Origin of the sequence: Aquitalea denitrificans, assembly GCF_009856625.1 — a bacterium.
In the GTDB taxonomy this organism is placed as follows: domain Bacteria; phylum Pseudomonadota; class Gammaproteobacteria; order Burkholderiales; family Chromobacteriaceae; genus Aquitalea; species Aquitalea denitrificans.
The window spans coordinates 707440-732148 of record NZ_CP047241.1 but is presented as its reverse complement, the minus strand read 5'-3'; the positions used below and the strand labels follow the sequence as shown (position 1 = coordinate 732148).

The 24709-nt window shown below is 60.9% G+C and carries 27 protein-coding genes; 14 read left to right on the top strand and 13 right to left on the bottom strand.

What is annotated here, in order from left to right:
- Positions 1 to 19 precede the first annotated feature (19 nt).
- The 3 genes from GSR16_RS03330 to GSR16_RS03320 form a co-directional block, all read right to left on the bottom strand.
- Entirely contained in the window at positions 20 to 487 is a 468-nt protein-coding gene (locus tag GSR16_RS03330) for a SixA phosphatase family protein (protein WP_240902591.1), read from the bottom strand.
- Positions 488 to 644: 157 nt separating this feature from the next.
- A complete protein-coding gene (locus GSR16_RS03325; protein WP_159875128.1) occupies positions 645 to 1358 on the bottom strand; it encodes an LrgB family protein in 714 nt (237 codons plus the stop codon).
- Positions 1355 to 1711: a CidA/LrgA family protein gene (locus GSR16_RS03320; protein ID WP_159875127.1), complete on the bottom strand. Its 357-nt coding sequence runs from the start codon at positions 1709 to 1711 to the stop codon at positions 1355 to 1357. The genes GSR16_RS03325 and GSR16_RS03320 overlap by 4 nt, the downstream gene beginning before the upstream one ends.
- A 163-nt stretch (positions 1712 to 1874) precedes the next feature.
- On the opposite strand from GSR16_RS03320, the gene GSR16_RS03315 reads away from it, so the two are divergent.
- From GSR16_RS03315 to GSR16_RS03300, 4 genes are all read left to right on the top strand, one after another.
- Complete coding sequence (locus GSR16_RS03315) at positions 1875 to 2405, top strand: chorismate--pyruvate lyase family protein (protein WP_159875126.1); 531 nt, start codon at positions 1875 to 1877, stop codon at positions 2403 to 2405.
- Positions 2402 to 3274 (top strand): 4-hydroxybenzoate octaprenyltransferase, encoded by an 873-nt coding sequence (gene ubiA, locus GSR16_RS03310; RefSeq protein WP_159875125.1) that lies wholly within the window; start codon positions 2402 to 2404, stop codon positions 3272 to 3274. The genes GSR16_RS03315 and ubiA overlap by 4 nt, the downstream gene beginning before the upstream one ends.
- Positions 3275 to 4038: 764 nt before the next feature.
- Positions 4039 to 4332 carry a hypothetical protein gene (locus GSR16_RS03305; RefSeq protein WP_159875124.1) on the top strand — a complete coding sequence of 98 codons (294 nt, stop codon included), beginning with the start codon at positions 4039 to 4041 and terminating at the stop codon, positions 4330 to 4332.
- The gene (locus GSR16_RS03300) at positions 4333 to 4719 is read left to right on the top strand and encodes a hypothetical protein (RefSeq protein ID WP_159875123.1); all 387 of its coding nucleotides are present in this window, start codon (positions 4333 to 4335) and stop codon (positions 4717 to 4719) included. It abuts the gene before it with no gap.
- A gap of 414 nt (positions 4720 to 5133) precedes the next feature.
- Here the strand turns inward: GSR16_RS03300 and GSR16_RS03295 are convergent, their stop codons facing one another.
- The 7 genes from GSR16_RS03295 to hda all read right to left on the bottom strand — a co-directional run bounded on the left by GSR16_RS03295 (position 5134) and on the right by hda (position 10044).
- Positions 5134 to 5379 carry a hypothetical protein gene (locus GSR16_RS03295; protein ID WP_159875122.1) on the bottom strand — a complete coding sequence of 82 codons (246 nt, stop codon included), beginning with the start codon at positions 5377 to 5379 and terminating at the stop codon, positions 5134 to 5136.
- Between the two features lie 96 nt (positions 5380 to 5475).
- A complete protein-coding gene (locus tag GSR16_RS03290) occupies positions 5476 to 5910 on the bottom strand; it encodes a hypothetical protein (protein WP_240902590.1) in 435 nt (144 codons plus the stop codon).
- Positions 5907 to 6848 (bottom strand): Nudix family hydrolase, encoded by a 942-nt coding sequence (locus tag GSR16_RS03285; RefSeq protein WP_159875121.1) that lies wholly within the window; start codon positions 6846 to 6848, stop codon positions 5907 to 5909. Before GSR16_RS03285 ends, GSR16_RS03290 begins: the two co-directional genes overlap by 4 nt.
- Before the next feature lie 17 nt (positions 6849 to 6865).
- Positions 6866 to 7744: a DMT family transporter gene (locus tag GSR16_RS03280; RefSeq protein ID WP_159875120.1), complete on the bottom strand. Its 879-nt coding sequence runs from the start codon at positions 7742 to 7744 to the stop codon at positions 6866 to 6868.
- Positions 7741 to 8619, bottom strand: coding sequence for an ATP-binding protein (locus tag GSR16_RS03275; RefSeq protein ID WP_159875119.1), 879 nt, complete (start codon positions 8617 to 8619; stop codon positions 7741 to 7743). The genes GSR16_RS03280 and GSR16_RS03275 overlap by 4 nt, the downstream gene beginning before the upstream one ends.
- 64 nt (positions 8620 to 8683) lie before the next feature.
- Positions 8684 to 9370, bottom strand: a complete 687-nt coding sequence (locus tag GSR16_RS03270; RefSeq protein WP_159875118.1) for a histidinol-phosphatase — start codon at positions 9368 to 9370, stop codon at positions 8684 to 8686.
- Positions 9367 to 10044, bottom strand: coding sequence for a DnaA regulatory inactivator Hda (hda, locus tag GSR16_RS03265; RefSeq protein WP_045847287.1), 678 nt, complete (start codon positions 10042 to 10044; stop codon positions 9367 to 9369). The genes GSR16_RS03270 and hda overlap by 4 nt, the downstream gene beginning before the upstream one ends.
- Before the next feature lie 326 nt (positions 10045 to 10370).
- Between hda and purM the strand changes: the two genes are divergently transcribed.
- The 10 genes from purM (at position 10371) to GSR16_RS03215 (ending at position 20264) form a co-directional block, all read left to right on the top strand.
- On the top strand, positions 10371 to 11408 hold the full coding sequence (gene purM, locus GSR16_RS03260) for a phosphoribosylformylglycinamidine cyclo-ligase (RefSeq protein WP_159875117.1): 1038 nt from the start codon (positions 10371 to 10373) through the stop codon (positions 11406 to 11408).
- A 94-nt stretch (positions 11409 to 11502) separates the two neighbouring features.
- Positions 11503 to 12132: a phosphoribosylglycinamide formyltransferase gene (gene purN / locus GSR16_RS03255; protein WP_159875116.1), complete on the top strand. Its 630-nt coding sequence runs from the start codon at positions 11503 to 11505 to the stop codon at positions 12130 to 12132.
- A gap of 13 nt (positions 12133 to 12145) precedes the next feature.
- Positions 12146 to 13312: a DUF3108 domain-containing protein gene (locus tag GSR16_RS03250; protein WP_159875115.1), complete on the top strand. Its 1167-nt coding sequence runs from the start codon at positions 12146 to 12148 to the stop codon at positions 13310 to 13312.
- Positions 13313 to 13317: 5 nt separating this feature from the next.
- Positions 13318 to 14571, top strand: a complete 1254-nt coding sequence (locus GSR16_RS03245; RefSeq protein ID WP_205677546.1) for an RsmB/NOP family class I SAM-dependent RNA methyltransferase — start codon at positions 13318 to 13320, stop codon at positions 14569 to 14571.
- 106 nt (positions 14572 to 14677) lie between these two features.
- Positions 14678 to 16036, top strand: a complete 1359-nt coding sequence (locus GSR16_RS03240) for a chloride channel protein (RefSeq protein WP_159875113.1) — start codon at positions 14678 to 14680, stop codon at positions 16034 to 16036.
- Between the two features lie 94 nt (positions 16037 to 16130).
- Positions 16131 to 16442, top strand: a complete 312-nt coding sequence (gene grxD / locus GSR16_RS03235; RefSeq protein WP_159875112.1) for a Grx4 family monothiol glutaredoxin — start codon at positions 16131 to 16133, stop codon at positions 16440 to 16442.
- Between the two features lie 163 nt (positions 16443 to 16605).
- Positions 16606 to 17451: an EAL domain-containing protein gene (locus tag GSR16_RS03230; protein WP_159875111.1), complete on the top strand. Its 846-nt coding sequence runs from the start codon at positions 16606 to 16608 to the stop codon at positions 17449 to 17451.
- 130 nt (positions 17452 to 17581) lie between these two features.
- The gene (gene upp / locus GSR16_RS03225) at positions 17582 to 18214 is read left to right on the top strand and encodes a uracil phosphoribosyltransferase (RefSeq protein ID WP_159875110.1); all 633 of its coding nucleotides are present in this window, start codon (positions 17582 to 17584) and stop codon (positions 18212 to 18214) included.
- 100 nt (positions 18215 to 18314) lie between these two features.
- Complete coding sequence (locus tag GSR16_RS03220) at positions 18315 to 18956, top strand: hypothetical protein (protein ID WP_240902589.1); 642 nt, start codon at positions 18315 to 18317, stop codon at positions 18954 to 18956.
- A 63-nt stretch (positions 18957 to 19019) separates the two neighbouring features.
- Positions 19020 to 20264: a uracil-xanthine permease family protein gene (locus tag GSR16_RS03215; protein WP_159875109.1), complete on the top strand. Its 1245-nt coding sequence runs from the start codon at positions 19020 to 19022 to the stop codon at positions 20262 to 20264.
- Positions 20265 to 20705: 441 nt separating this feature from the next.
- On the opposite strand, the gene GSR16_RS03210 is transcribed toward GSR16_RS03215, so the two are convergent.
- The 3 genes from GSR16_RS03210 to GSR16_RS03200 form a co-directional block, all read right to left on the bottom strand.
- The gene (locus tag GSR16_RS03210) at positions 20706 to 21224 is read right to left on the bottom strand and encodes a GNAT family N-acetyltransferase (protein WP_159875108.1); all 519 of its coding nucleotides are present in this window, start codon (positions 21222 to 21224) and stop codon (positions 20706 to 20708) included.
- The gene (locus tag GSR16_RS03205) at positions 21221 to 21733 is read right to left on the bottom strand and encodes a GNAT family N-acetyltransferase (protein ID WP_089085569.1); all 513 of its coding nucleotides are present in this window, start codon (positions 21731 to 21733) and stop codon (positions 21221 to 21223) included. Before GSR16_RS03205 ends, GSR16_RS03210 begins: the two co-directional genes overlap by 4 nt.
- A gap of 143 nt (positions 21734 to 21876) precedes the next feature.
- Positions 21877 to 24705 (bottom strand): FAD-binding and (Fe-S)-binding domain-containing protein, encoded by a 2829-nt coding sequence (locus GSR16_RS03200; protein WP_159875107.1) that lies wholly within the window; start codon positions 24703 to 24705, stop codon positions 21877 to 21879.
- Positions 24706 to 24709 lie beyond the last annotated feature (4 nt).

Sequence of the window (24709 nt, the reverse complement as noted above, 5' to 3'; positions counted from 1 at the left end):
TTTGCGCAAACCGGATTATTCACTCTCCAGGTGTCAGCATGCTCGGCGTCATCATCACCTTCAGGCGTACTTGCTCCAGATCGTGGCGAACGCGATGGCTCAGCCACCAGACCGCACCTTTTTTCACGCTCCACAACAAGGGCTGCTCACCCAGCAACTGAGCGGACAAACGCCCGATATAGGGCTGATGCCCCACCAGCACGATGGTTTTGCCCGCCTCGGGCCAGTTGACCGCCTGCATCACCGCCTCAATCGAGGCATCCGGGTTCAGTTCCGGCAGTACGGTATAACGCTTGCTCAGCAGCGCAGCGGTCTGCTGCGAGCGCTTGGCCTCGGATGCCAGCAAGATAAAATCGCGCGGCAGACGGTCGCGCAGCCAAGCGGCCATCTGGCTGGCCTGCTGCTGGCCACGACGCGTCAGTGCGCGCGCTAGATCATCCGACCCCTCTTCCGCTTCGGCATGGCGCCACAGAATCAGATCCATCATTCACCTCCGTTATTGTTGTTGGTGCTGCGCCACGATAAGGCGGAGTCGCCTCTCTGTACAGCAGCTTATACCCGCTACAGCAGCTTGGCTGTGCGGCAGCCTACACCAGCCGTGTGTCAGCCACATGTCGGACAAACACCTAGCCCCCAGCCTGGTGCTAATGCAGAAAGGGTGCCAGCAACGGCACCAGAATGGCCGTCACCACACCGTTCAACCCCATGGCGAGGCCAGCAAAGGCACCCGCCGTTTCCGACAGTTGAAACACCCTGGCCGTGCCAATGCCGTGGGCGGAGATCCCGGTTGCCGTCCCCAGCACCATATCGTCGCGCAGCCCCAGCAGGCCAAACAGGGGTTTGACAATGACCGCACCGAAAATGCCGGACAGGATGACAAACATGGCCGACAACTCCGGAATACCGCCGATGCCCTGCGACACACTCATGGCAATCGGCGTGGTGACCGCACGGGTAGTCAGCGACAGCAACACCTGCTGCGGCAATTGCAGCAGCCAGCCCACCCCCACCGCACTCACAATGCCCACCAGGCCACCAAACCCGATGGTAATGGCCAGGGGGCCGGCTGCACGCTTCAGCCGGGACAGATTGCCATACAGCGGCACGGCCAGTGCCACCGTGGCCGGGCCCAGCAGCATCTGCACCATCACCCCGCCCTTCATGTAATCGCGGTAGCCGGTGCCGGTAGCCAGCAACCAGGCCAGCAGCAGCAGCACGCCGATCAGCACCGGATTGGACAAGGGATGCCCCTTGCAGCGGCGGTTGAACAGCACCGCCAGCTTGTAGGCCAGCAAGGTGACAAACACCCCGGTCAAGGGCGAGGTGCGGATCACGCTCATGGCTGCATCGGTATTCATGCGCCCTCCTGATGTCGATGGCGCGCCAGCAGCAGCTTGAGCAACAGGCCGGGCAGCAGCAGGGTCAGCGTGGTGGACAGCACCAGCACCACAATCAGCTGCCAGCCGAAACCGGCCAGCAAGTCACGGTAGGCCAGCACGGCGGCCCCAGCCGGAATGAACAGCAGTGACAGATGCGACAGAAAGCGCGGCACATTCTGCTTCATGCTTTCCGGTACGGATTTGCGCAAGGCCAGGGTGGCAAACAGCAACAGCATGCCCAGCACCGGGCCAGGCAAGGGCAAGGAAAAAGTGCGGCTGATCAGTTCTCCAGCCAGCTGGTAGCCTACCAGCCACAACAGGGTTTCAATCATGATTGTCATTCCGCTTGCGGCAACTGGCCGCCACAAGTCTGGCAGTGGGCAAGGACACGGGGCTTTCATCATACCTGCCGCTGCCCGCCGGTGAAATAAACAGACAAGCCCATTGTCGTATTACAGGTGACAAACAGGACAAGCGGCACCGGGCTTTGGCATAATGCGCGCCATGATTGAGGATTCGCACTGGCTGCTCCAGCCACCCGCACTGGCACCGGCCCTGCTTGGTTTTGTCTCCGAGCCCGGCTCGCTCACCGAACGGTTGATGGCCACCGGCCACCGCTTTGGCGTACAGCTCCTGTTTCAGGGAGCAAGCACGGCCCACCCGGATGAAGCGATACTGCTAGGCCTCCCAGCCGGCAGCCCGCTCTACGCCCGCCATGTCCGGCTTACCCTGGATGACACCCCGGTGGTCTATGCCCGCAGCATCGCCCGGCTGGACTGCCCGGTATGGCAGCCGATTCTGGACCGTGGCAGCCGCTCGCTGGGCTTCACCCTGTTTGGCGGCCTGCCGCAACTGCAGCGCGCTGCCCTGCATTACCGGCAACTGGACAGCACCCATCCGCTGCATCAGGCCAGTGAGGCCGAGGCTGACAGCCTGACGGCACGCCGCTGCCGCTTTGTGCTGGATGACGCTCCCATGGTGGTATGCGAGGTGTTCCTGCCCGCCCTGAAAGACTTTGCCCGATGACATTGCACGCCCTGAAAGATCGCTACACCGTTTACAAGCAGCTGATGCGCATGGACAAGCCTATCGGCACCTTGCTGCTGCTGTGGCCTACCCTGTGGGGGCTGTGGATAGCCGGCAATGGCAAGCCGGACCCGCTGGTGGTGCTGATTTTCGTACTGGGCACCTTCCTGATGCGCTCGGCCGGCTGCGTCATCAACGACTATGCCGACCGCCACTACGACATGCATGTGGAGCGCACCAGCCAACGCCCGTTTGCCCGTGGCGCGGTGACCGAGCGTGAAGCGTTGCTGCTGGCCCTGGTGCTGGCCATTCTCTCCTTCCTGCTGATTTTGCCGCTCAACCAGCTGACCTGGCTGATGAGCGTGCCAGCCGTTTTCGTAGCCGCCAGCTACCCCTTTACCAAGCGCTTCTTCCCCATGCCACAGGCTTATCTGGGCATTGCCTTTTCTTTTGGCATTCCGATGGCCTTTGCCGCGCTCAACAATCACGTTCCCGCGCTGGCCTGGCTGCTGCTGGTGGCCAATGCCTTCTGGACCGTGGCTTACGACACCGCCTATGCCATGGCCGACAAGCCGGATGACCTGAAAATCGGCATCAAGACCTCAGCCATCACCTTTGGCGATCACGACGTCACCGGCATCATGCTGTGCCATGCCGTGTTCATCATCATGATGACCGGCATCGGCCTGCACCTGAGCCTGGGCTGGCCCTTCTTTGCCGCGCTGGTCATCAGCCTGGGCTTGATTGCCAAGCAGTATCTGGAAATCCGCACCCGCGACCGCGGGCTGTGCTTCAAGGCTTTTCTGGACAATAACCGCGTCGGTGCGGTGCTGATGGCAGGCATCGTGCTGAGCTATTTGTTGAAGTGATGATGTAGCCGGGCAGCTGGGCGGTGTTATGGCTGGTCGGGAATCCGCTCACGCGGATGATGGTTTACATGCCGCTTCCGCGCGGCGGGCAGGGAATGGAGCAACGTCGGTACAGTGCTTCTCTGACTATGAGCACCGGTCGGGGGCCGATTGCAGCTACGTAGTAAATACAGGTTTGTATCCGCTACGCGGATGATGTTTTCCATGCCGCTCCCGCGCGGCGGACGGGAAAGAGGGCTTGCCTGGCCAAGCCCTCCTTCACCTCCAAGGCCACCCCGCAAGCATGCCTGCGGCTGCCCGACAGGTCCCGCCCGGAGCGAGGCGCGCCTGAACTCGCGATTTGCTAACGTCAAATCGCTCAGACAGGACAGGCGCTTAACACCTCGCCCCGGCCTCCCGTCGGCATGCTTGACGGGGCCAAGGGTGGCGTCGGTACAGTAGTTTCCCGGCAAGCAAGGTCCTGCTCACCTTCCCCTTCGAGCAGTTTCCACCCCCTCCCCCCATCGCTACAGTGTGCCGCTGGTGCTCAACACACCCTCAACAGCGGCTGCCGCATCCGTTAGTCTTGCGGCATTTCTACGTCCATCGGTTTTGTCATTGTCTGTTTTTGTAGACAATGCACAGCCTATGGTCGGGTAGCGCGCAGCCATGCAATACCCGGGTAACCGGGAAAAACTGCGGGCCGTTACTGTTGGCGGTGTTGAAGTGCCTGACCACCCTCTCAACAGGGGTAACTTTCAACGACTCAACAGAAGGCCATTTCCATGACCAAACAACCCCCTTCGCATCCCCAACATCCCCCTCCCCTTTGCTTCTACTACCACGGCAAACCACTGCATGTGCTGCACCACGACGGCCAATGGTGGCTGTACAGCGGCGATGTACTGGCCGTCATTGGCCGTCGGCTGGGACGTCGTATCCAGCAATTACTGAGCGCCGATCCCAACACCGGTATCGCCCCGGTTGGCGATGAACAGCCAGAGTGCTGGCTTGCCACCGCCCTGCTGCGCGTCTTGCGTCGCAGCGGCAAACCACTGGCACGGCAGCTGCGTAACTGATTGAACAGCGAGCTGCTGCCCGCGCTGGCGCAGTTGCCACCCGCTGCCCCACGTTGGGAGCAGGCTCTGGCACTGGCGGCGGAGGCCGGGGTGCAGGTGAGCCATGCGGTGTTGCAGGCGGTATTGACGCAGGGTATGCGCTGGCAGCATTCGCACTGGTTGCTGACGCTGGATTACACGCCGGACCACCCTTTGCGCCATGCGCATGGTCGCTTGCTGGGGCTGAACAGTTCGGCCACGCCCTTGCAGGCGCTGGCGCAGCAGATTGCCACGCCACAGGGTATCGCCGCGGATAATGGCGAGCTGTTAGTGCTGGCGACGGCGTGTCATCAGCAACTGCGTGGCCGTTTGCAGCGCCAGGCCCGGCGGGTGATGCAGGCGGGTTGAGTGGGAGTCCGCTGCGCGGATGATGTTTTCCACGCCGCTTCCGCGCGGCGGACGGGAAAGAGGGCTTGCCTGGCCAAGCCCTCCTTCACCTCCAAGGCCACCCCACAAGCATGGCCTGCGGCTGCCCGACAGGGCCCGACCGGAGCGAGGCGCGCCTGAACTCGCGATTTGCTAACGTCAAATCGCTCAGACAGGGCAGGCGCTTAACACCTCGCCCCGGCCACCCGTCGGCATGCTTGACGGAGCCAAGGGTGGCGTCGGTACGATGGAAGTGATGTGAAAAGGTAAAAGAATCCGGTTTTATCCGACCGGGTTGTGGGTTCGAATCCCACGGCTTTTAAAGGTGGTGAGTACAAACCCGGCGCGGTCCCACTCCCGTCAGCGCGAGCCGACGCAGACGTGCCGCTCAGGGTCTTAAGCGGTCGGCTGTCCGAAGCGGCGCGACGGTAGCGCGCCGCAAGTTCCGGCCGCGCCCTGAGCGGCATGGCTGGGGCGGGAATTCGACGCGCTGCGGGTCGCCTTTTCTTTGGGTACTTTCTTTTGGCGAAGCAAAAGCAAAGTACCTCGACGGCGGGGCGAGACCCGCGAAGATGTCTTCTCCTTTGATTTTAAAAGGGAAATCTGTGATGAAAATCCGCTCACGCGGATGATGTTTTGCATTGCCGCTTCCGCGCGGCGGACGGAAAAGGGATCTTTGCTTGGCCCTCAACAAAAAAGGCCCCGCCCGGAGCCTTTGCGTGCTGAACGATACCTGCGCTACTGCGTCTGGAACGGCAGGCTGTAAGCCTTGTCCCCCAGATGCAGGGTGGCAATCCAGTGACGGCTGCCGGTAACACATACCGGCAGGGTGATGCGGGCTTGCCAGTTGGCACCATCTGCCACAAAGCGGTAGCGGTTGAAGCCCATATCCATGTCCGCCATGGAAAACTCCACGCTAGGTTCGCTTGCGCTTACACCCTCCAGCCGCATGACAAAGGGCTTGCCATTTTGTGGTGGGCTGACAAAACGCAGGCTGCCCCCATCCGGGAGGCTGCATAGCCCCTGCGTCGCATTACAGGCCAACGCAACAGGCGCTGCGACTTGCTGCTTGTGCTGCAGATACCACCACACCAGCCCGCCCTTGAGCGCAGCCAGCAGCAGCAGAGCCACCCCGATCAGCAGCAGTTTTTTCTGTTTCAGATTCATTGTCATTGCCATGCTCCCCGCATCAGGGCCACACCGTGGGCCGCATGCTGGCGGGCGCTGTCCACATCCTGCGGTTTCAGGCCACCCAGGGCATAAACCGGTAGCGGGATGCCATCCACCAATACTGCTGCAAAACCGTCCCAGCCCAACGGGGTGACGCCGGGATGACTGGCCGTAGGCTGTACATGGCCCAGCAAGGCATAATCCAGCGCCAACTCACCTGCCAGTTGCAGCTCGGCGGCGCTATGCACCGACGCCCCCACCCAGGCAAAATCCGGCCGCTGTGCCAGATGCCGCAAACGGGTGCCATTCAGATGCACGCCATCCACCGGCCAGCCGGCCAGCCAGTCCGGGTCGGCATTCACCACCACCTTGCCGCCGCGCGCATGCACGATGGCAGCCACGTCGGAGACAAAGGCCTGTAACTGCTGCCGGTTCATGTCCGGTTCACGCACCTGTACCAACCCGTATGCCGGGCCAGCGGCCAAGGCTTGCAACTGCGCGGCCACGCCAATTTCATGAGCGCAAGTGATGGCATAGACGGCAGGCAGTTGCAGGGATTTGAGGATAGGCCCGTTGGCCGGCAGCATGGGCTCGACACTGGTTTCACCCGGTGCTTGCCAGGCAAACTGTTGCCCCTCTTGCGGTTGCGGCTCGCCCTGCCAGCTCCATACCCGGAAAAAGTGCAAGCGTACCGATGCATGTTCGTAGTGATGTACGCGGGTCAGCCAGGGGGTAGCATGGGTCACCGTGATGTCCATTTCTTCTTGCAGCTCGCGTACCAGCGCCTGCATGGCGGTTTCGCCAGCCTCAAGCTTGCCACCGGGGAATTCCCAGTAGCCGGCATAAGGTTTGCCCTCGGGCCGGCTACCCAGCATGAAGCTGCCATCCGGGCGCATCAGCGCGCCGGCCACCACTTCGATGATTTTCTTGTCGGAATGCATATTGATTATTGTTTGCCTCAGTTTTTTTCTTTGGCTACCACGACACCGCTGGCAATGATGAGCGCACCACCCAGCCAGGTGGTAATGCCGGGCATTTCACCAAAAAACAGATAACCCAGCGCGGCTGCCCATAGCAGGATGCTGTATTCCAGCGGCGCCACTGCCGACAGTTGCACATAGCGCAGCGACAGGGCATTGACGAAATTGGCCAGCCCGCCGCTCAGGCCCAGCAACAGCAGTACCAGCCAGTCACCCCAGCCCGGCAGCTGCCAGTCGTTGCCTGCGGTCAGCGCACTGACGCCCAGCATGATCAGCGTACCCAGCATGGCAATGGTGGCCGGGCTGTCGGTCGCCGACAGCTGGCGCGTCAGCAGCGAGGCCAGGGCATAAGACAAGGCCGAGGCCACCGCCAGCAGGCTGTAGATATTGAACTGCAGGCCGGACCAGCCACACACCACCAGCACACCCAGCAGGCCCAGTGCCACCGCCAGCCATTGCCGTCGTCCTACCTTCTCGCCCAGCCACACCAGGCTGAGCAAGAGCATGAACACCGGGTTGGACAGGGTGATCACCGTTACCGTGGCCAGGGGCAGATGGCGCAGGGCAATGAAGAAAGTGACGATGGTGACCAGCACCACCATGCCACGCAGCAGATGCCGCCACGGATGGGCGGTAGCCAGCAGCCGGGCCGGTGCGCTGCTGTGGCGCAGCCCCAATACCAGCAGGATGGGCAGGGCAAACAGCGAACGGAAGAAGATGATCTCCCCCACCGGATAGCCATGCGTCAGCCATTTGGCGCTGGCATCCATCACCGCCAGCAAAAAAATGGCCAGGCTGTACAGCACGATGCCGCGGCCCTTGTGTTGCTGCGGCATGGCGGCAGCGGCCACGCTCACTTGCCCAGCTCCGCCTTGCGTTCCTTGGCGCTGCGACCGGCCCAGTCATTGGCAAACTGCCAGGCTACCCGGCCGGAACGGCTGGCGCGCAGCTGGCTCCATTGCAGTGCCGCGCGTTCGGCCTCGCTGTCCATGGGCAGCTGGAAATGTTCCAGCCAGGTTTTGACGGCGGCCAGATACGCATCCTGATCAAAGGGATAAAACGACAGCCACAGGCCGAAGCGGTCGGACAGCGACACCTTCTCCTCAATGGCTTCACCCGGATGGATTTCGCCATCACTGACCCAGCCTTCGCGGTTTTCGCTGTGTTTTTCCGGCATCAGGTGACGACGGTTGGAGGTGGCATACACCAGCATGTTTTCCGCCCGGCGCGCCAGGCCGCCATCCAGCGCCGTTTTCAGTGCCTTGTAGGCGTCATCACCGTCTTCAAACGACAGGTCGTCACAGAACAGGATGTAACGCTCCTTGCGTCCGGCCACCAGTGTCATGATCTGGGCCAGGTCGGACAGATGATCCTTGTCCACCTCGATGATGCGCAGGCCCTTGTCGGCAAACTCCGGCAGCAAGGCCTTCACCAGCGAGGACTTGCCGGTACCGCGCGCGCCGGTCAGCAGCACATTGTTGGCCGGCTTGCCTTTGACGAACTGGCGGGTATTGCGCACCAGCAGCTTAAGCTGGTTGTCGATATGGGTCAGCCGTGCCAGCGGCAGGGTGTGCGGCTCGTTGACGCCCTCCAGCCAGCCGGCCATGCCCTGACGCCGCCAGCGGTAGGCCGGTGCGCTCCAGTCCGGCTCGGGCCGGGCCGGGGGCAGCAAGGGTTCGAGACGGGCCAGCAGGGCTTCGGCACGGGCCAGGAATGCTTGCAATTGCTCCATATCATCTCTCCATACAAAAACAGTCTGGCCGCAGCCAGACTGTCTGAAATATTGATGAGTGGTCTCAGCCGCGCAGGCTGATGATGGGCCAGCCCTGCTCCTTGGCATGCTGGCGCAGGGTGTCGTCCGGGTCCACCGCCACCGGATTGCTGACAATGGACAACAGCGGCAGGTCGTTGTGCGAATCGCTGTAGAAGAAGCTGCGGCCATAGCTGGCCAGGGTCTGGCCACGCTCGGCCAGCCACATTTCCAGCCGGGTGATCTTGCCGGCCTGGAAGCTGGGCACGCCGGTGTGCTTGCCGGTGTAACGGCCATCGGCGGTGCGTTCCAGGTCGATGGCGATCAGGTGTTCGTCATCCACGCCCAGTTCGGCGGCAATCGGGCCGGTGATGAAGCGGTTGGTGGCGGTGATGATCAGGATTTCATCGCCCTGCTGACGGTGCAGGTTGAGCAGGTCACGCGCGGCTTGCGGAATGATGGGGCGGATGTGCTCATCCATATAAGCGGCATGCAGCGCGGCCAATTGCTGGTTGTCGTAGCGGGTGAGCGGCTCCAGCGCGAATTCCAGGTATTCGCCGATATTCAGCGTGCCGGCCTTGTACTGTTCGTAGAAATGATTGTTGCGGTGGTCGTAGTAGGCTTGGTCGACAATGCCGCGCTTGATCAGGAAGCGCGGCCATTCGAAATCGGAGTCACCGATCAGCAGGGTGTTGTCCAGATCGAACAGGGCCAGATTGCGTGCTTGGGTCATGTGTCGGAAGAACTCGCGGTTTGCAAAACGTTTTTCACCAGCGGCACGGTGATGGGGCGGCGCAGTGCCAGCGAATAGCGGTCCAGCATGTCCAGCATGCCGATCAGGCTGGACAGGTCGCGCCGCCAGTGGGTAAGCAGGTAACGGAACACATCGTCGGCAATGGCCAGCTGGCGGTTGGCAGCGTGGGTGCGCAGCGCGGCCAGCTTGTCGTCGTCGGACAGCGCCTTTACTTCCAGCACCAGTCCCCAGCCCAGGCGGGTACGCAGGTCGTCACGCACGGCGGCGGCCATCGGCGGCTTGCGCCCGGCCATCAGCAGGCGGCCCTCGCCGCTCTCCTTCAGGGAGTTATAAAAGGAGAACAGGGTGATCTGGTCGTCCGGTGCCAGGTCGTCAACATGGTCTACCGCGATGAAGCTGGCTTCGCGGGCGAAATCCGGCAAATGCTCTTTCTGGCCATCCAGATAAATGGAAGCACGCCCCAGCCGCTCGGCGTGGGCAATCCAGGCCTGCAACAGATGCGTCTTGCCGCTGCCGGGTTCACCCCACAGGTAGATGAAGCGCTCGCCATCCTCCGCCGTGAGGGCAGTAATCACCTCGCGGTTGCGCTGGGCCAGAAAATTGTCGAAAGCCGGCAGCGGCGTGGGGGTAAGGTCTAGTACTAGCTGGTCCAAGAGTAATGTCGTGTGGGCCGATTGAGGTCAGACTGCGATTTTACGCTGAGATGCCCGCTTGGCGAAACCGCTGCATGGCATTTGTTTAGTGCTTGTTGTTGTATAAAATCGCCAACAGCCTCCTGTCAGACCGCAGGCGCACCAACCGTCTGCGGCAATGCCGGCCCGCATTTTGCCGCCCATCCCCACCCGCTTGTGCCGCTTTCTGACCGACAGATGCAAACTAAGCGCAGCTTTCCCAAGGAAATTCAGTTAAAATACAGTGCTTTCGCATCAGCGAAAGCTTGACGTGAAAATACTTCAAGTTAGCAGAAAGCGAGTTTACCTTGAGCACCCAGTCCCTCAGTTACCGTGATGCAGGCGTGGATATCGACGCCGGCGACGCGCTCGTCGAAAACATCAAGCCCTATGCCAAGCGCACCATGCGCCCGGAAGTTCTCGGAGGTATCGGCGGTTTCGGCGCACTGGTGGAAATTTCCAAAAAGTACAAAGAGCCCGTCCTGGTTTCCGGCACCGATGGCGTGGGCACCAAGCTGAAACTCGCCTTTGACTGGAACCGCCACGACACCGTCGGTATCGATCTGGTGGCCATGAGCGTGAACGACATCCTGGTTCAGGGCGCCGAGCCGCTGTTCTTCCTGGATTATTTCGCCTGCGGCAAGCTGGACGTACCGCAAGCCACCGACGTCATCAAGGGCATTGCCGCCGGTTGCGAACAGGCCGGTTGTGCATTGATCGGCGGCGAAACTGCCGAAATGCCGGGCATGTACCCGGTAGGTGAATACGATCTGGCCGGCTTTGCTGTCGGCGTGGTGGAAAAAAGCCAGGTAATCACCGGCCGTACCATCGTGCCGGGCGACGTGGTGCTGGGCCTGGGTTCCAATGGCGTGCATTCCAATGGCTACAGCCTGGTACGCAAGATCATCGACCGCGCCCAGCCGGATCTGGACGCCGCCTTTGACGGCGACAAGAGCCTGCGCGATGCCGTGATTGCACCGACCCGCATTTACGTGAAACCGCTGCTCAAGCTGATGCAGACCCTGCCGGTAAAAGGCATGGCCCACATCACTGGCGGTGGCATCACCGAAAATACCCCACGCGTACTGCCGGACAATGTTGTTGCCCAACTGGATGCCAACAGCTGGGAGCTGCCCAAGCTGTTCCAGTGGCTGCAAAAGGAAGGCAATGTCGACAGCCAGGAAATGTACCGCACCTTCAACTGTGGCATCGGCATGGTGGTGATCGTGGCAGAAGAACACGTCTCCGCCGCCACCGCCCTGCTGCAGCAGGAAGGCGAAACCGTACATCGCCTGGGCAGTGTGCGCGCCCGCAATGGTGACGAACACCAGACCCAGATTTCCTGAGTCCGGCAGTGACACCAAACGGCGCCGCTAGCACTGCTGGCGGCGCTTGTTTTTTTACCGGCAGGCATTGTGGCTGCCGCAGACATATTGACCCATGAAGAATATCGTCATCCTGATTTCCGGCCGCGGCTCCAATATGCAGGCCATTGTCGACGCCAATATCCCCGGCGCGCACATTGCCGCGGTGATCTCCAATCGCCCTGATGCCGCTGGCCTGGCCTGGGCGGCAGCGCGTGGCATCGCCACCGCCGTGGTGGATCACAAGCAGTTTGCCAGCCGCGAAGCATTCGATGCACAGCTGGCGCAAGTGATAGACAGCTATCAGCCCGATCTGGTGGTACTGGCCGGTTTCATGCGCATTCTCACGGCAGACTTCACCCGCCGCTACGAAGGCCGCATGCTCAATATCCATCCGTCCTTGCTGCCGGCCTTCCCCGGCCTGCACACCCATGCACGGGCGCTGGAAATGGGCTGCAAGGTAGCAGGTTGCACCGTACACTTTGTCACCGCCGAACTGGATCACGGCCCCATCGTGTCGCAGGGTGTGGTCAGCCTGCTGCCAGATGACACCCCGGACAGCGTAGCCGCCCGGGTATTGCAACTGGAACACCAGTTGTATCCAGATTCCGTGCGCCGCTTCGTGGCTGATGATCTCAGTATTGTCGATGGCCGGGTTGCCTCGCCGGCACAGCCGGCTGCCAGCCTGATGGCACCGGCACCATAAAGCCGTCATCGGCATGAAAAAACCGCTGCGGGTCTTTGTGCTCGCCCTGCTGGCCTCCGTTCTGGTACATCTGGCTATGCTGGGCTCTGGTCTGCTGCCCGATGCCGTGATCGAACTGCCGCCGGATCAGGCCTTGCGCAAGATTGACGTCAAGATGCAGGCACTGGCGCTGGATACCCCGGCGCCACCCGCGGTACCCACCGCCCGCTTGCTGCCGGCAGGGCCGGCACCGGGTACGGTGTCGCACCATCCGGCAGCGAAAAAGCGCAAGCCCAAGCGAGAGGCATCCGGGCCGCAGGCCAGGGCAGACCGCGCACAGGACAAGCAGGCAGACACTACGGCAGAGATGGCCGATGCCAGCCAGCCGGCAGCGGAAAGCAGCAAAACGACAGAAGCCAGTGCGGCCACGGCAGAACATGTGGCAGCCAAAGCGGAAAAACACGCCAAGGCAGAAGAAGCCAGCACACCGGTGGCCAGCAGTACCGACAAGGCAACAGGCTATCTTTATCCGGCCAGCACGCTGCACCGCTTCCCGGCACGGGCCAAACTTGGCTACCAGACCTTCTATAATGGCGCGATGGTAGGCAGCGGCGGACTGGACTGGCAACACGATGGCCAGCGCTACACGCTGGAAATCCGCTTCAATCCGCTGGTGGGTGGCAATCTGCGCTATCTTTCACAGGGCAGCCTGGATAAGCACGGCCTGCAACCGGACAGCCTGCAAGCCTGGCGTGGTAGCGATGCCAAGGAATCTGCCCGTTTTGACCATGCAGCCGGCGTGCTGCACTTTGGCGAACAGGGCGACAAGGAAGTGGCATTGCGGGCAGGCGCACAGGATGTATTCAGCCTGGCTTTCCAGCTGGGCCTGAAGGGCGGCCAGCTTGGCAGCGCCCCGCTACAGATCACCACCGGGAAAAAGGTCTACGACTATCCGATGACCCCCAGTGGCGAAACCGATTACGACACCGGCTCCGGCAAAATCCGGGTGATCGTGTTCCGCGCCAAGGGCGAGGACGACATCACCGAATTCTGGCTGGCTCCGGATTTCTCCAACCTGCCGGTGCGCATTTCGCGCATCGACAAAAGCAAGCGGGTGGAACTGCGCGCCGTGCTGATCAATGTTGACGGCACCGAGCAATGGCGCCTGCCCGCGCGCCCCATGACCCGGAACAACCGTTAATGAATATCAGCCATAGCCAACTGAAACACATCGAAACCGTCATCAGCCAGATGACCCGCTTCGACCGCCCGGCCGACGCCGTGCTGTCCGCCTACTTCCGCGAAAACGTGAAGCTCGGTTCCAACGACCGTCACCTGATTGCCGAAACCGCCTTTGGCTGCCTGCGCCGCCTGATCCAGTTCCGTGCGCTGATTGCCCCGGAAAAGGCCACACCGCGCCGCCTGGCCATGGTGGCGCTGATGCGTCTGCAAAAGCTCAATATCAAGGAAATGGCCGACTGCACCAGCGCTGGCGAACGCGAATGGCTGGGTGGCATCAAGGGCAAGACGCTGGAAGACAGCCTGTCCGTGGCGGCCGAACTGCCGGAATGGGTGATCGAACGTCTGGCAGAAAAAGACCCGAAAGACGTGCTGGCACTGGGCCTGGGCCTGATGGAAGCTGCCCCGCTCGACCTGCGCGTCAACACCATGAAGATGAAGCGCGACGAAGCAATCGACCGTCTGCGCGCTGACGGCATGCCCTGCGAACCGACACCTTACTCGCCCATCGGTATCCGCCTGCAAGGCAAGCCCGCGCTGGCCAAGTACGAGTTGTTCAAGTCCGGTGCCATCGAAGTGCAAGATGAAGGCAGCCAGCTGCTGGGCCTGATCACCGGCGCGCGTCGCGGTGAAATGGTGGTGGACTTCTGTGCCGGTGCCGGTGGCAAGACCCTGCTACTGGGCGCGCAAATGGCCTCCAGCGGCCGCCTGTATGCCTTTGACGTGTCGGAAAAACGCCTGGCCAACCTCAAGCCGCGTCTGGCCCGCTCCGGTCTGTCCAATGTGCATCCGCAACTGCTGGCACATGAAAACGACAGCAAGGTGAAGCGTCTGGCCGGCAAGGCCGATCGCGTACTGGTGGATGCCCCCTGCTCCGGCCTGGGCACGCTGCGCCGCAATCCGGACCTGAAATTCCGCCAGAGCCCGGAAAGCGTGGCCGAACTGAACGTCAAGCAAACTGCCATCCTGGCCTCGGCAGCCCGTCTGGTCAAAGTGGGCGGCCGTCTGGTGTATGCCACCTGCAGCCTGCTACCGCAGGAAAACCGCGACATCGTGGAAGCCTTCCTGGCCGCGCATCCGGACTTCAGCCTGCTGCCGATGGACGAGGCGCTGGCAGAGCAGAAAATCCCGCTAGAGATCGGCGATTATCTGCAACTGAAGCCGCATCTGCATAATTCTGACGGTTTCTTCGCCGCAGTTCTGGTCAGAAAGGCGCATTGACCTTATCATTGAGTATTAGCAAAGTCGAAAATACTGTTTAATCCAGAATGATTTGCGTTTCGGCTTTGCTGCTCTCTCGATAAACCGCCACGGAGTTCCCACCCCCATGCCCGACGCCAGAGTCGCCCGACGCCTGGGACAGCACGGCCTGCGCGCCAGTCGCCGCCTGAGATACCTGTATCTGTCCATGGCATTGTGGCGACGTCGGGCTCCCATCTGGATTGCCGCCATTCTCATCGGCCTGGTGGCCGCCGTGTTTGCCAATGGCAGCCATCTGTCACATGAGCTGTTCTACCAGATCTACGACCAGTCGCCGTTCTGGGCGCTGTTGATCACCCCGGCCGGGCTGGGCTTGTCGGTGTGGCTGCTGCGCACCTTTTTCGAAGGTGCGGGCGGTGGCGGCATTCCGCAAACCATTATTGCCATGCAGCCGGGTATGCATGCGCTGCGCGCCCGCATCCTCACCATGCGTGCGGCGATGGGCAAGATGGTACTGACGCTGATTGGCGTCAGCTGCGGCTCTACCATGGGTTATGAAGGCCCCATCGTGCAGGTGGGGGCGGCCATCAAGTATTCGCTCAACCGTGAAGCCGCGCTGCGGCATGAAGGCGTGGCACGCAGCTTCATTCTGGCCGGTGCCGCCGCCGGGGTGGCAGCCGCCTTCAACACGCCGCTGGCGGGCATCGTGTTCGCCATCGAGGAAATGGGCCGCACCTTCGACCAGCGTGCCAGCTCCACCATCCTGCTGTCGGTGATTCTGGCCGGTATTACCGCCATTGCCGTACTGGGTGATTACAACTATTTCGGCGTAGTGTCAGTAGCGCTGGATCTGCGCGCCGGCTGGATGGCCATTCCGGTGTGCGGCATCATCGGCGGCATCATCGGCGGGCTGACATCGCGCATCATCCTGATACTGGCCGAACGCTTGCCCGGCCCGTTGCATGGCTGGCGCAGCCACTATCCCATTCTGTTTGCCATTGCCTGTGGCTTGCTGCTGGCACTTATCGGCATTGCCAGCGACGGTATCACTTTTGGCACCGGTTATTTCCGTGCCAAGGAAATCATCGAAGGCGGCGGCAGCAGCATGCAGGAATACGGCATCCTCAAGCTGGTTTCACTGGTCATCACCTATATCAGCGGCGCGCCAGGCGGCATGTTCGCCCCCTCGCTGGCCGTGGGAGCCGGCTTTGGCCTGAACCTGTCTCTGCTACTGCCCGCCCTGCCACAGGCTGCCATGGTGTTACTGGGCATGGTGGCATTTTTCTCCGGCATGACCCGCGCCCCGATGACCGGCTTTGTCATCGTGATGGAAATGACCTCATCCTCGTCCACCATGATCATCCCGCTGATGGCCACTGCGCTGATGGCGGCCAACGTGTCGCGCCTCATGAACCGCCATGCACTGTATGACGGCCAGGCCGAATTATTTTTGCAGCAGTTGCGCGCCCGCAATCAGGCAAATTGACCACGACCGCACGCTTACGTACAATAACCCATCGATTCAGTCAAGTATTCAAGGGCCAGCCCGGTGCCGGCCCGTTCACAGCAAGGAATTCCCCATGGATACCCAGGAAATCATCAAGCAGACAGTCACCGAAAATCCGGTTGTGCTGTTCATGAAAGGTACGGCCCAGTTTCCGCAGTGCGGCTTCTCTTCGCGCGCAGTGCAAATCCTGAAAGCCTGTGGAGTGGAAACCATCAAAACCGTTGACGTGCTGCAGGATCCGGAAATCCGCCAGGGCATCAAGGAGTTCTCCAACTGGCCGACTATCCCGCAACTGTATGTTAAGGGCGAGTTCATTGGCGGTTCGGACATCATGTACGAAATGTACCAGTCCGGCGAATTGCAGCAGGTGTTGGAAAGCCTGTAAGCAAACGCTTGAAGACCTGTATGCAAAACCCGGCCTGGCCGGGTTTTTTTATGCGGCAAACAGATGCCAGCGTATCCACCTGGAATTCCCTGTCTTACAATTCACAGATAACAGACCAGACTGGCGGCACCCTGCCCTTTCCCTTGCGGACCACACAGACGACATGACCTCTTCCCAGACAGACGGCTTTTTCGCACCTCCGGATCATCCAGCCAGCCCGCTGACCGCGGACAACGGCACTGCCATGCCGATTGATGAAATCTGGAAGGCACTGGTCAATGACCAACTGGTTCCGTATTTTCAGCCGATTGTCGATGTCCAGACCCGCCGCGTCGTCGGGGCCGAAGCGCTGGCGCGCTGGCGCCATCCTGCGCTGGGCGTGCTTTCTCCCATCACTTTTGTTCCGGTCATGGAAGAACGCGGCATGATTCGCGAACTGACCGAACTGATTCTGGAAAAGACGCTGTACGCATGCCGTGACTGGCTGGATCAGGGTTTTGAGCTGAATGTGTCGATCAACCTGTCGGCCCAGTTGCTGGCAGACCCGCAGCTGACAGGGCACCTGAGCCAGAAAACCCGACTGGCCGGACTCAAGCCTGCCAATCTGGCTCTGGAGTTCTCGGAAAATACCTTGCGTCAGCATTGGTCGGTGGCTGATGTGCAACTGGCCACCCTACGCCAGGCCGGCTTTGGCGTGATGGTGGATGAGTTCGGTATTGGCGTGGGCCTGACCGACAAACTCAAATCCAGCCATTTCAGCGGGCTGAAAATCGACCGGGCTTTTGTTCATGGTGCAGGGGACAACCAGCACCTGCGCGCCATATTGGGTGAGGCGCTGGCACTAGGCAAGGCCGAGGGACTGCAAACCATCGGCATGGGGGTTGAGGATGCTGGCGATCTATCGGTACTGAGCGAGCTGGGCTGCCAGTCGGTACAAGGCTATATCTGTTCTGCCCCACTGCCAGCCACAGGGTTAATTCCGTGGATTTCCAGCTGGGAAAAGCGGTAGAATACCGCCCCATACCTCATTCAAAGACCGGCCGCGGCAACAAGGCCGGTTTCGCATATCTGAAACAAGCTGCCATTGCGGTTCACAAGACCGGCATCGGCAGCTTTTTCGCAAGGTTGGGAACAAAAAAATGAATATCCATGTAGTCAACCATCCGCTGGTACAGCACAAACTCGGCCTGCTGCGCGAAGGCGATATCAGCACCATGAAATTCCGCCAGCTTACTCAGGAGCTGGCCCGTCTCCTGGCTTACGAAGCCACTCGCGATTTCGAACTGGAAGCCACCACCATCGACGGCTGGTGCGGCAAGATCGACGTGCAGCAGATCAAGGGCAAGAAAGTCACCGTGGTTCCCATCCTACGCGCTGGCATCGGCATGCTGGACGGCGTGCTCGACCTGGTTCCCTCCGCCAAGATCAGCGTGGTGGGCCTGGCCCGCAATGAAGAAACGCTGGAGCCGGTGTCCTATTTCGAAAAATTCGTCGACAGCCTGGACGAGCGCATTGCCATCATCATCGACCCGATGCTGGCTACCGGCGGCTCCATGGTGGCCACCATCGAACTGCTCAAGCGCAAGGGCTGCAAGCAGATCAAGGCCGTGGTGATGGTAGCTGCGCCCGAAGGCGTGAAAACCGTCAACGACGCCCATCCGGACGTGCAGCTGTATGCCGCATCGCTGGACAGTCATCTGAATGAAAACGGCTACATCATTCCGGGTCTGGGTGATGCCGGTGACAAGATTTTCGGCACCAAGCACGTTTGAGTTCTGCCCATGCCAGCAACACGCCGCTCACCTTCAATAGAAGTAGCGGCGTTTTTTGCAGGCCATGCAGCCCCTGCCCCATGCACAAGGAAGGCTTACCGTGTTGAACGCCCATCAAGCCATTGACCAGGACTTTATGCTGCGCTTTCCCGATGGTTTGCAGGATGCAGCATGGCAGGCACTGGCCAGAAAACACCGCAGCGTGGACAGCGTCATTACGCTTTGCCAGCACGGCTTGAGTGAACAGACCATGCAGCAGGCGCTGGATGACGGCAACCTGGCTGCCATCAGCGAAACCTGTCGTCAGATCATTGGCCGCAGCACCACGGTAAGCACTTTCGAGAAGATGGCCTTCCGCAACTATCTGGCCTTTCGCGATGTACATGTGCCGTTTGTGCAGGCGCTGTACCGCCTGTTGCACCAGTTTGGTCCGGACAGTTTTTCCGACTTTGTCGAAGTACTGCAGCTGTGCCGCAACGATGGCAATGCCAATCCGGCCAAGTGGCCGGTGGTGACTTGCTTCCTGGCTTATAGCCAGCCCGATGTGCATGTGTGCATCAAGCCCACCACCATCAAAAAAGTGGCGGCGCGGCTGGGCGTGGACATTGCCTATCGGCCGCTGCCCAACTTTGACACCTATCAGCGGGTGCAGGCCATGGTGCGGGACTTCAGGCAACACAGCGTGCTGGCACGGGAGCAGAACAACATCATTGCCCAGGCCATCATGTATTGCACGGTCTGAGTCAGCGTCAGGCCTTGCCGGTTTTACCACATCCGATTTCAACAAAAACAGGGAAATCCCATTATGTTCCAACACGTGAAGGTGGCCATCTCCGGCGCCCAGATCCTGTTCGTCGCCTTTGGCGCACTGGTTCTGGTTCCGCTCTTGACCGGCCTCAACCCGGCCATGGCCTTGCTCGGCGCCGGTATCGGCACCTTGCTGTTCCAGCTGTGTACCGGTCGTCAGGTACCCATTTTCCTGGGCAGCTCCTTTGCCTTTATCGGCCCCATCATCTACTCCATGCATACCTGGGGTCAGGGCGCCACCATGTTCGGCCTGTTCGCCGCCGGTTTCATGTATTTCGTGTTTGCTGCCATCGTGCGCTGGCGCGGCATGGAGCTGGTGAACAAGCTGCTGCCACCGGTGGTGATTGGCCCGGTCATCATGATCATCGGTCTGTCGGTCGCCACCGCAGCATCCGGCATGGCCATGGGACAGGCGGGCGGCAAGCAGATCATGCCGTATGAAACCTCCATGCTGCTGGCGGCCATTTCGCTGGCCACCACCATCATCGTGTCCATTTACGCACGTGGCATGTTCAAGCTGGTGCCGATTCTGGCCGGCGTTACCGTGGGTTATATCGCCGCCGCCTTCATGGGCGTGGTGGACTTTGCCAAGCTGGCCAACGCACCGTGGTTTGCCGCGCCGGTCTTCCATAGCCCGGAAGTCAACTGGTCTGCCGCGCTGTTCATGCTGCCGGTGGCCATTGCCCCGTCCATCGAACATATCGGTGGCGTGATGGCCATTGGTGGTGTAACCGGCAAGGACTTCACCAAGACCCCCGGTCTGCATCGCACCCTGATGGGCGATGGCCTGGGCGTATGCCTGGCCGGTCTGATTGGCGGCCCGCCGGTGACCACCTACGCCGAAGTAACCGGCGCGGTGATGATTACCCGCAACTTCAACCCGGTGACCATGACCTGGGCTGCCGTGTTTGCCATCTGCATGGCTTTCTTCGGCAAGTTCAATGCCCTGCTGCAATCCATCCCCATGCCGGTGATGGGCGGCATCATGGTGCTGCTGTTCGGCACCATCGCTTCCATCGGCCTGAAAACGCTGATTGAAGCCAAGGTAGACCTGATGCAGCCGCGCAATCTGGTGATCATCTCGGTAGTGCTGACTGCCGGTATCGGCGGCCTGACGCTGAAACTGGGCGGTCTGGAACTGGCCGGCGTGGGCCTGTGCTCGATTCTGGCCATGGCGCTGAACCTGATTCTGCCCAAATCCTCGGCCAGCCATGACGGCATTGTCGAAGGGCAGGACATCTGAACACCTGACCAGGCTGCAATACAGACAACCCCTTCTCGCTTTCTGGGAGGAAAGCGAGGCTCGCTTTTTCTCTTCTATTGGCAAGGCAAGGGCGGGGGGATAGGGAATAGATGGGAAGGCTGCGGAAGCAATAGCTTAATCGAAAGGCCCGGCTTTGCCGGGTCCAGTACAGTCGCATCAAATAACTTTGTCAGCAGCCTGAAGCGCGGACCATCCGCGCTTTTTCTTTATATAAATCAGAGACGTCGCAATATTACCGCTTCATGTCCGGATGATGAAAGACAGCTTGCCGGGCAGATTGGATAATGTTGACACTCTGTTGAAGTTTCTTCAGGGCCTGCATGCATCCGTAGGCCACTGCCGTCAGGGGCAGACAGCAAACTCCTTTGTTGTGTAATTGAAAACGCCATCTTGCGATGGCGTTATTTTTTTGTCCTGCGGCTAATCCGCGCCATGCATGGGCAAGGGACGCAGTCTTGCCATTTTCAATACATCTTCATAGCGCCCATTGCGCAAGGCATACGCGCGCAAGCGGGCTTCTTCGACAAAACCGTACTTGCGGTACAGTGCCAGCGCAGCGGCATTATCGGTAAATACCGTCAGTTCCACCCGGTGCAGGCCCAGCCAGTTATCAGCCAGATCCAGCATGGCCTGCAACAAGGCAGAGCCCACCCCCTGCCCCTGCCATTCGCGCTGCACCGCCATGCCCAGGCTGGCACCATGTGCCAGTCTTGGTGCACATTCCCGCCACAGTGAACCATGGGCAATCACCTGCCCTTCGGCTGTTTCCAGCAATAGCGCATGGTGCAGCGGGTCGTTACCTGCCAGCCGCTGTTGCCATAGCTGCATGGATGGATAAGGCAGCTGCAGGGTATTGCCGTAACAGAGCGGATCGCTCATCAGCGCGCGCAGTGCCGCGGCATCTGCCGGACCGGGTTTGCGAATGTGAAACTGGTTCATGCCTGACCTCCTGCCGGCCAGTGCAGCCGTGCCATCACCACGCTGTCCACATAGCGCCCGTCTTGCAGGATGTCCTGCCGCACCACGCCTTCATGCTGGAAGCCAAAGCGCTCGTACAGTGCAATGGCGCGCTGGTTGTCCTGCTGCGCCATCAATTGCAGGCGGATCAGCCCCAGCCAGTTGTCGGACAGCTCCAGCAAGGCTTGCATCAATGCGCGCCCGACGCCCTTGCCCTGCCATTCGTCGCGGACCAGCAGGAACAGGTCGGCCACATGGCGGCAACGCGCCTGCGGCAGGATGGTGAGCCCGGCGCTGGCTATCACTTCGTCGGCAGCATCACAGGCCACCAGCCAGTGACAGGATGGGGACAGCTGTTGCAGCTTGTGCTGCCAGTCGGCGGCCGACTGATAGGGCTGCTGCGAGGTATGGCGTACCACGCCGGGGGCGGATTGCAGCCGCGCCATGGCGGCGGCGTCTTCCGGCTCGATGCGGCGGATATGAAAACTCATGCGCGATTGCTCCCTTACAGCCATTTACAGACAGTCAATCTGCCATCATGACAAACAGCAGCAGGGTGTTACAAGCCAGCTGATCAAACAAAAGCCCCGTTCCATGATGGAAACGGGGCGATTGATCGTCATGAGCACAGGGTTCAGCGGCTGCGGCAGGCCTTGTCCACCAGATACATCAGGCTCTGATAAGGGATGCCGGAGTTGGCCGACAGGCCGATCTCGCAGGTGACGCTATTGGAGAAGCCGCTGCCGCAGTCCTTCACCTGAGCCTTGAGGCCGGTGAGCGCACTGCTGTTGAGTTCCGGATGGCTGAAGCCCTTGTCACCGGCAAAGCCGCAGCAGGTAATGCCCTGCGGCTCGACCACCGAGCTGGCGCAGCGTTTGGCCAGTGCATTGAGCATGGCCGCCTGGCCGGTCTTGCGCATGGAGCACACCACGTGCAGGGCAACACTTTCTTGCTGCGGGGTGAAGGCCAGATGTTCGGCAGCCACCTCGTGCACAAAGCGGGTGACGTCATACACGTGCAGGCGTTTGTCCTGCAGCCCTTCCAGCATGCTGGCGGTACACACGCCATTATCGACAATCACCGGCCAGCGGCCATTGTCGCTGGCCTGCAGCAAGGCCGCTTCCAGTTCGGACAGCTTGCTGGCGGCGGCATCCACTGCCCCCTTGGACTTGAACGGCGTGCCGCAGCACAGGCCATCCATCTGCTGCGGGTAAAGAATCTCGTAACCGGCCTTGCCCAGCACCGAGGCCACCACCTCGTTCAGCGGCCGTTGATCCGGCTGCGCCTTGGCCGGGGCAAAGGTACGCGTCAGGCAGGATGGCAGGTACACCACCTTGCGTTCGCCCGGTTTGCCGCCATCCAGCCGCAGCTTGCTGGCAGCGCGCGGGAAGTATGGCGTCCAGTAGGGAATACGTCGCCCCACTACCCGGCGCAGGCTGCGCATCAGCACCCCGGTAGCGGCATTGCCGGCCACGCTTTGCACGGTTTGCAGTGCACGCAAGCCAAGGCGTGCTCCCGCCGTGGCAGTGTCGTAGTGGCTGGCCAGGGTATTGGCCAGCGCCCAGCCGGTATCGCTCAGATTCTGCTGGCGCAGCTGGCTGGTGAGCGCGCCGGTATTGATGCCCACCGGACAGGCGGATTCGCACAAACCACAGGTGGTACAGGTTTCATCCCCGGCAAACTGGTAGCGCTCGCGCAGCTCATCCAGCCGGGACGGGTCCTTGCCGCTTTGCTCCAGCGAGGCCATTTCACGGTTGGCAACAATGCGCTGGCGCGGTGTCAGGGTGATGGCGCGGCTGGGGCACATCACTTCGCAGAAGCCGCACTCGATGCACTTGTCGATCAGCGTATTGGCCGTGGGAATCGGCTTCAGGTTGCGGATATGCAGCAGCTTGTCGTGGGTGATGATCACATCCGGGTTCAGGATGCCGTTGGGGTCGAACAGCGCCTTCAGCTCCTGCATGATGCGGTAGGCAGCCGGGCCCCACTCCATCTCGACAAACGGTGCCATATTGCGGCCGGTGCCATGCTCGGCCTTGACCGCACCTTCGTATTCCACCGCCACCAGTTTGCACACGTCCTCGATAAAGGCTTCGTAGCGCTTGATTTCGGCATCGCCGGAGAAATTGGGCGTGAACACGAAGTGCAAATTCCCCTCCAGCGCATGGCCGAAGATGATGGCTTCGTCGTAATGGTACTGGCGGAACAAGGCCTGCAGCTTGAGCGTGCCTTCGGCCAGATGTTCGATGGGGAACACCACGTCTTCGATGATGACGGTGGTTTCCGCCGCCCGCATCGCGCCCACACTGGGGAACATGCCCTTGCGGATATTCCACAAGCGGGTGTATTCCTCGACCACATCGGTAAAGCGGATGCCGGACAGATTGGGAATGGCTGCGATATAGCCGCAAATAGCGTCGATCTGCGCAGTCAGTGCCACGGCATCACGGGCACGGGTTTCAATCAGGATGGCGGCAGCCTCCTCGCCCAGGGTTTTCAGTTCGGCCGGCACCCCGGCCTTGTTTTCCACCGAGCGCAGGCTGGCGCGGTCCAGCAGCTCGGCCGAGGACACCACGTCCTTGTGCTGGGCCAGCAACTGGATGGCATCGCAGGCATCCTTGATGGTGGGGTACAGCACCAGCGCCGATGCCTTGTTGGGCAGCTCTTCCACCGTGTGGTAAGTCGCCTCGGACACAAAAGCCAGCGTGCCTTCGCTGCCGACAATCAGGTGCAGCAGCATGTCCAGCGGATCGGCAAAATCCACCAGCGCATTCAGGCTGTAGCCGGTGGTGTTCTTCATCTTGTACTTGCGGCGGATGCGCGCTTCCAGCTCGCCATCGGCACGGATACGGCCTGCCAGTGCGCCCAGCCCGGCCAGCAAACCGGCGTGGGACTGGCGGAAAGCCGCCACGCTGGCTGCATCGCCGGTATCCAGCACCGTGCCGTCGGCCAGCACCAGCCGCAGGCTCTTGATGGTCTGGTAAGTGTTTTGCGCCGTACCACAGCACATGCCGCTGGAGTTGTTGCTGACAATGCCGCCTATCATCGCCGAGTTGATGGTGGCCGGGTCCGGACCGATCTTGCGGCCATAGGGCAGCAGCGCGGCATTGGCCGCCGCACCGATCACCCCGGGTTGCAGGCGGATGGCACGCCCTTCATCCAGCACCTGCAAGGCTTTCCAGCCATGATTGGCCACCACCAGAATGGAATCGCTCACCGCCTGGCCGGACAGCGAAGTGCCCGCCGCTCGGAAGGTGACCGGCAATTTCAATGCCGCAGCCTGTGCCAGCACCGCCTGCACTTCGGCCTCGGTATGTGTCTGGATGACGATTTTCGGCACCAGCCGGTAACAGGAAGCATCCGTCCCGTAGGCCAGGGTGGACAGCGGGTCAGTAAATACCCGTTTGGCGTCGATCACATCGACAATGGCTTGTTGAAACAGCCGGTAAGCACCTTGCAGCATGAAG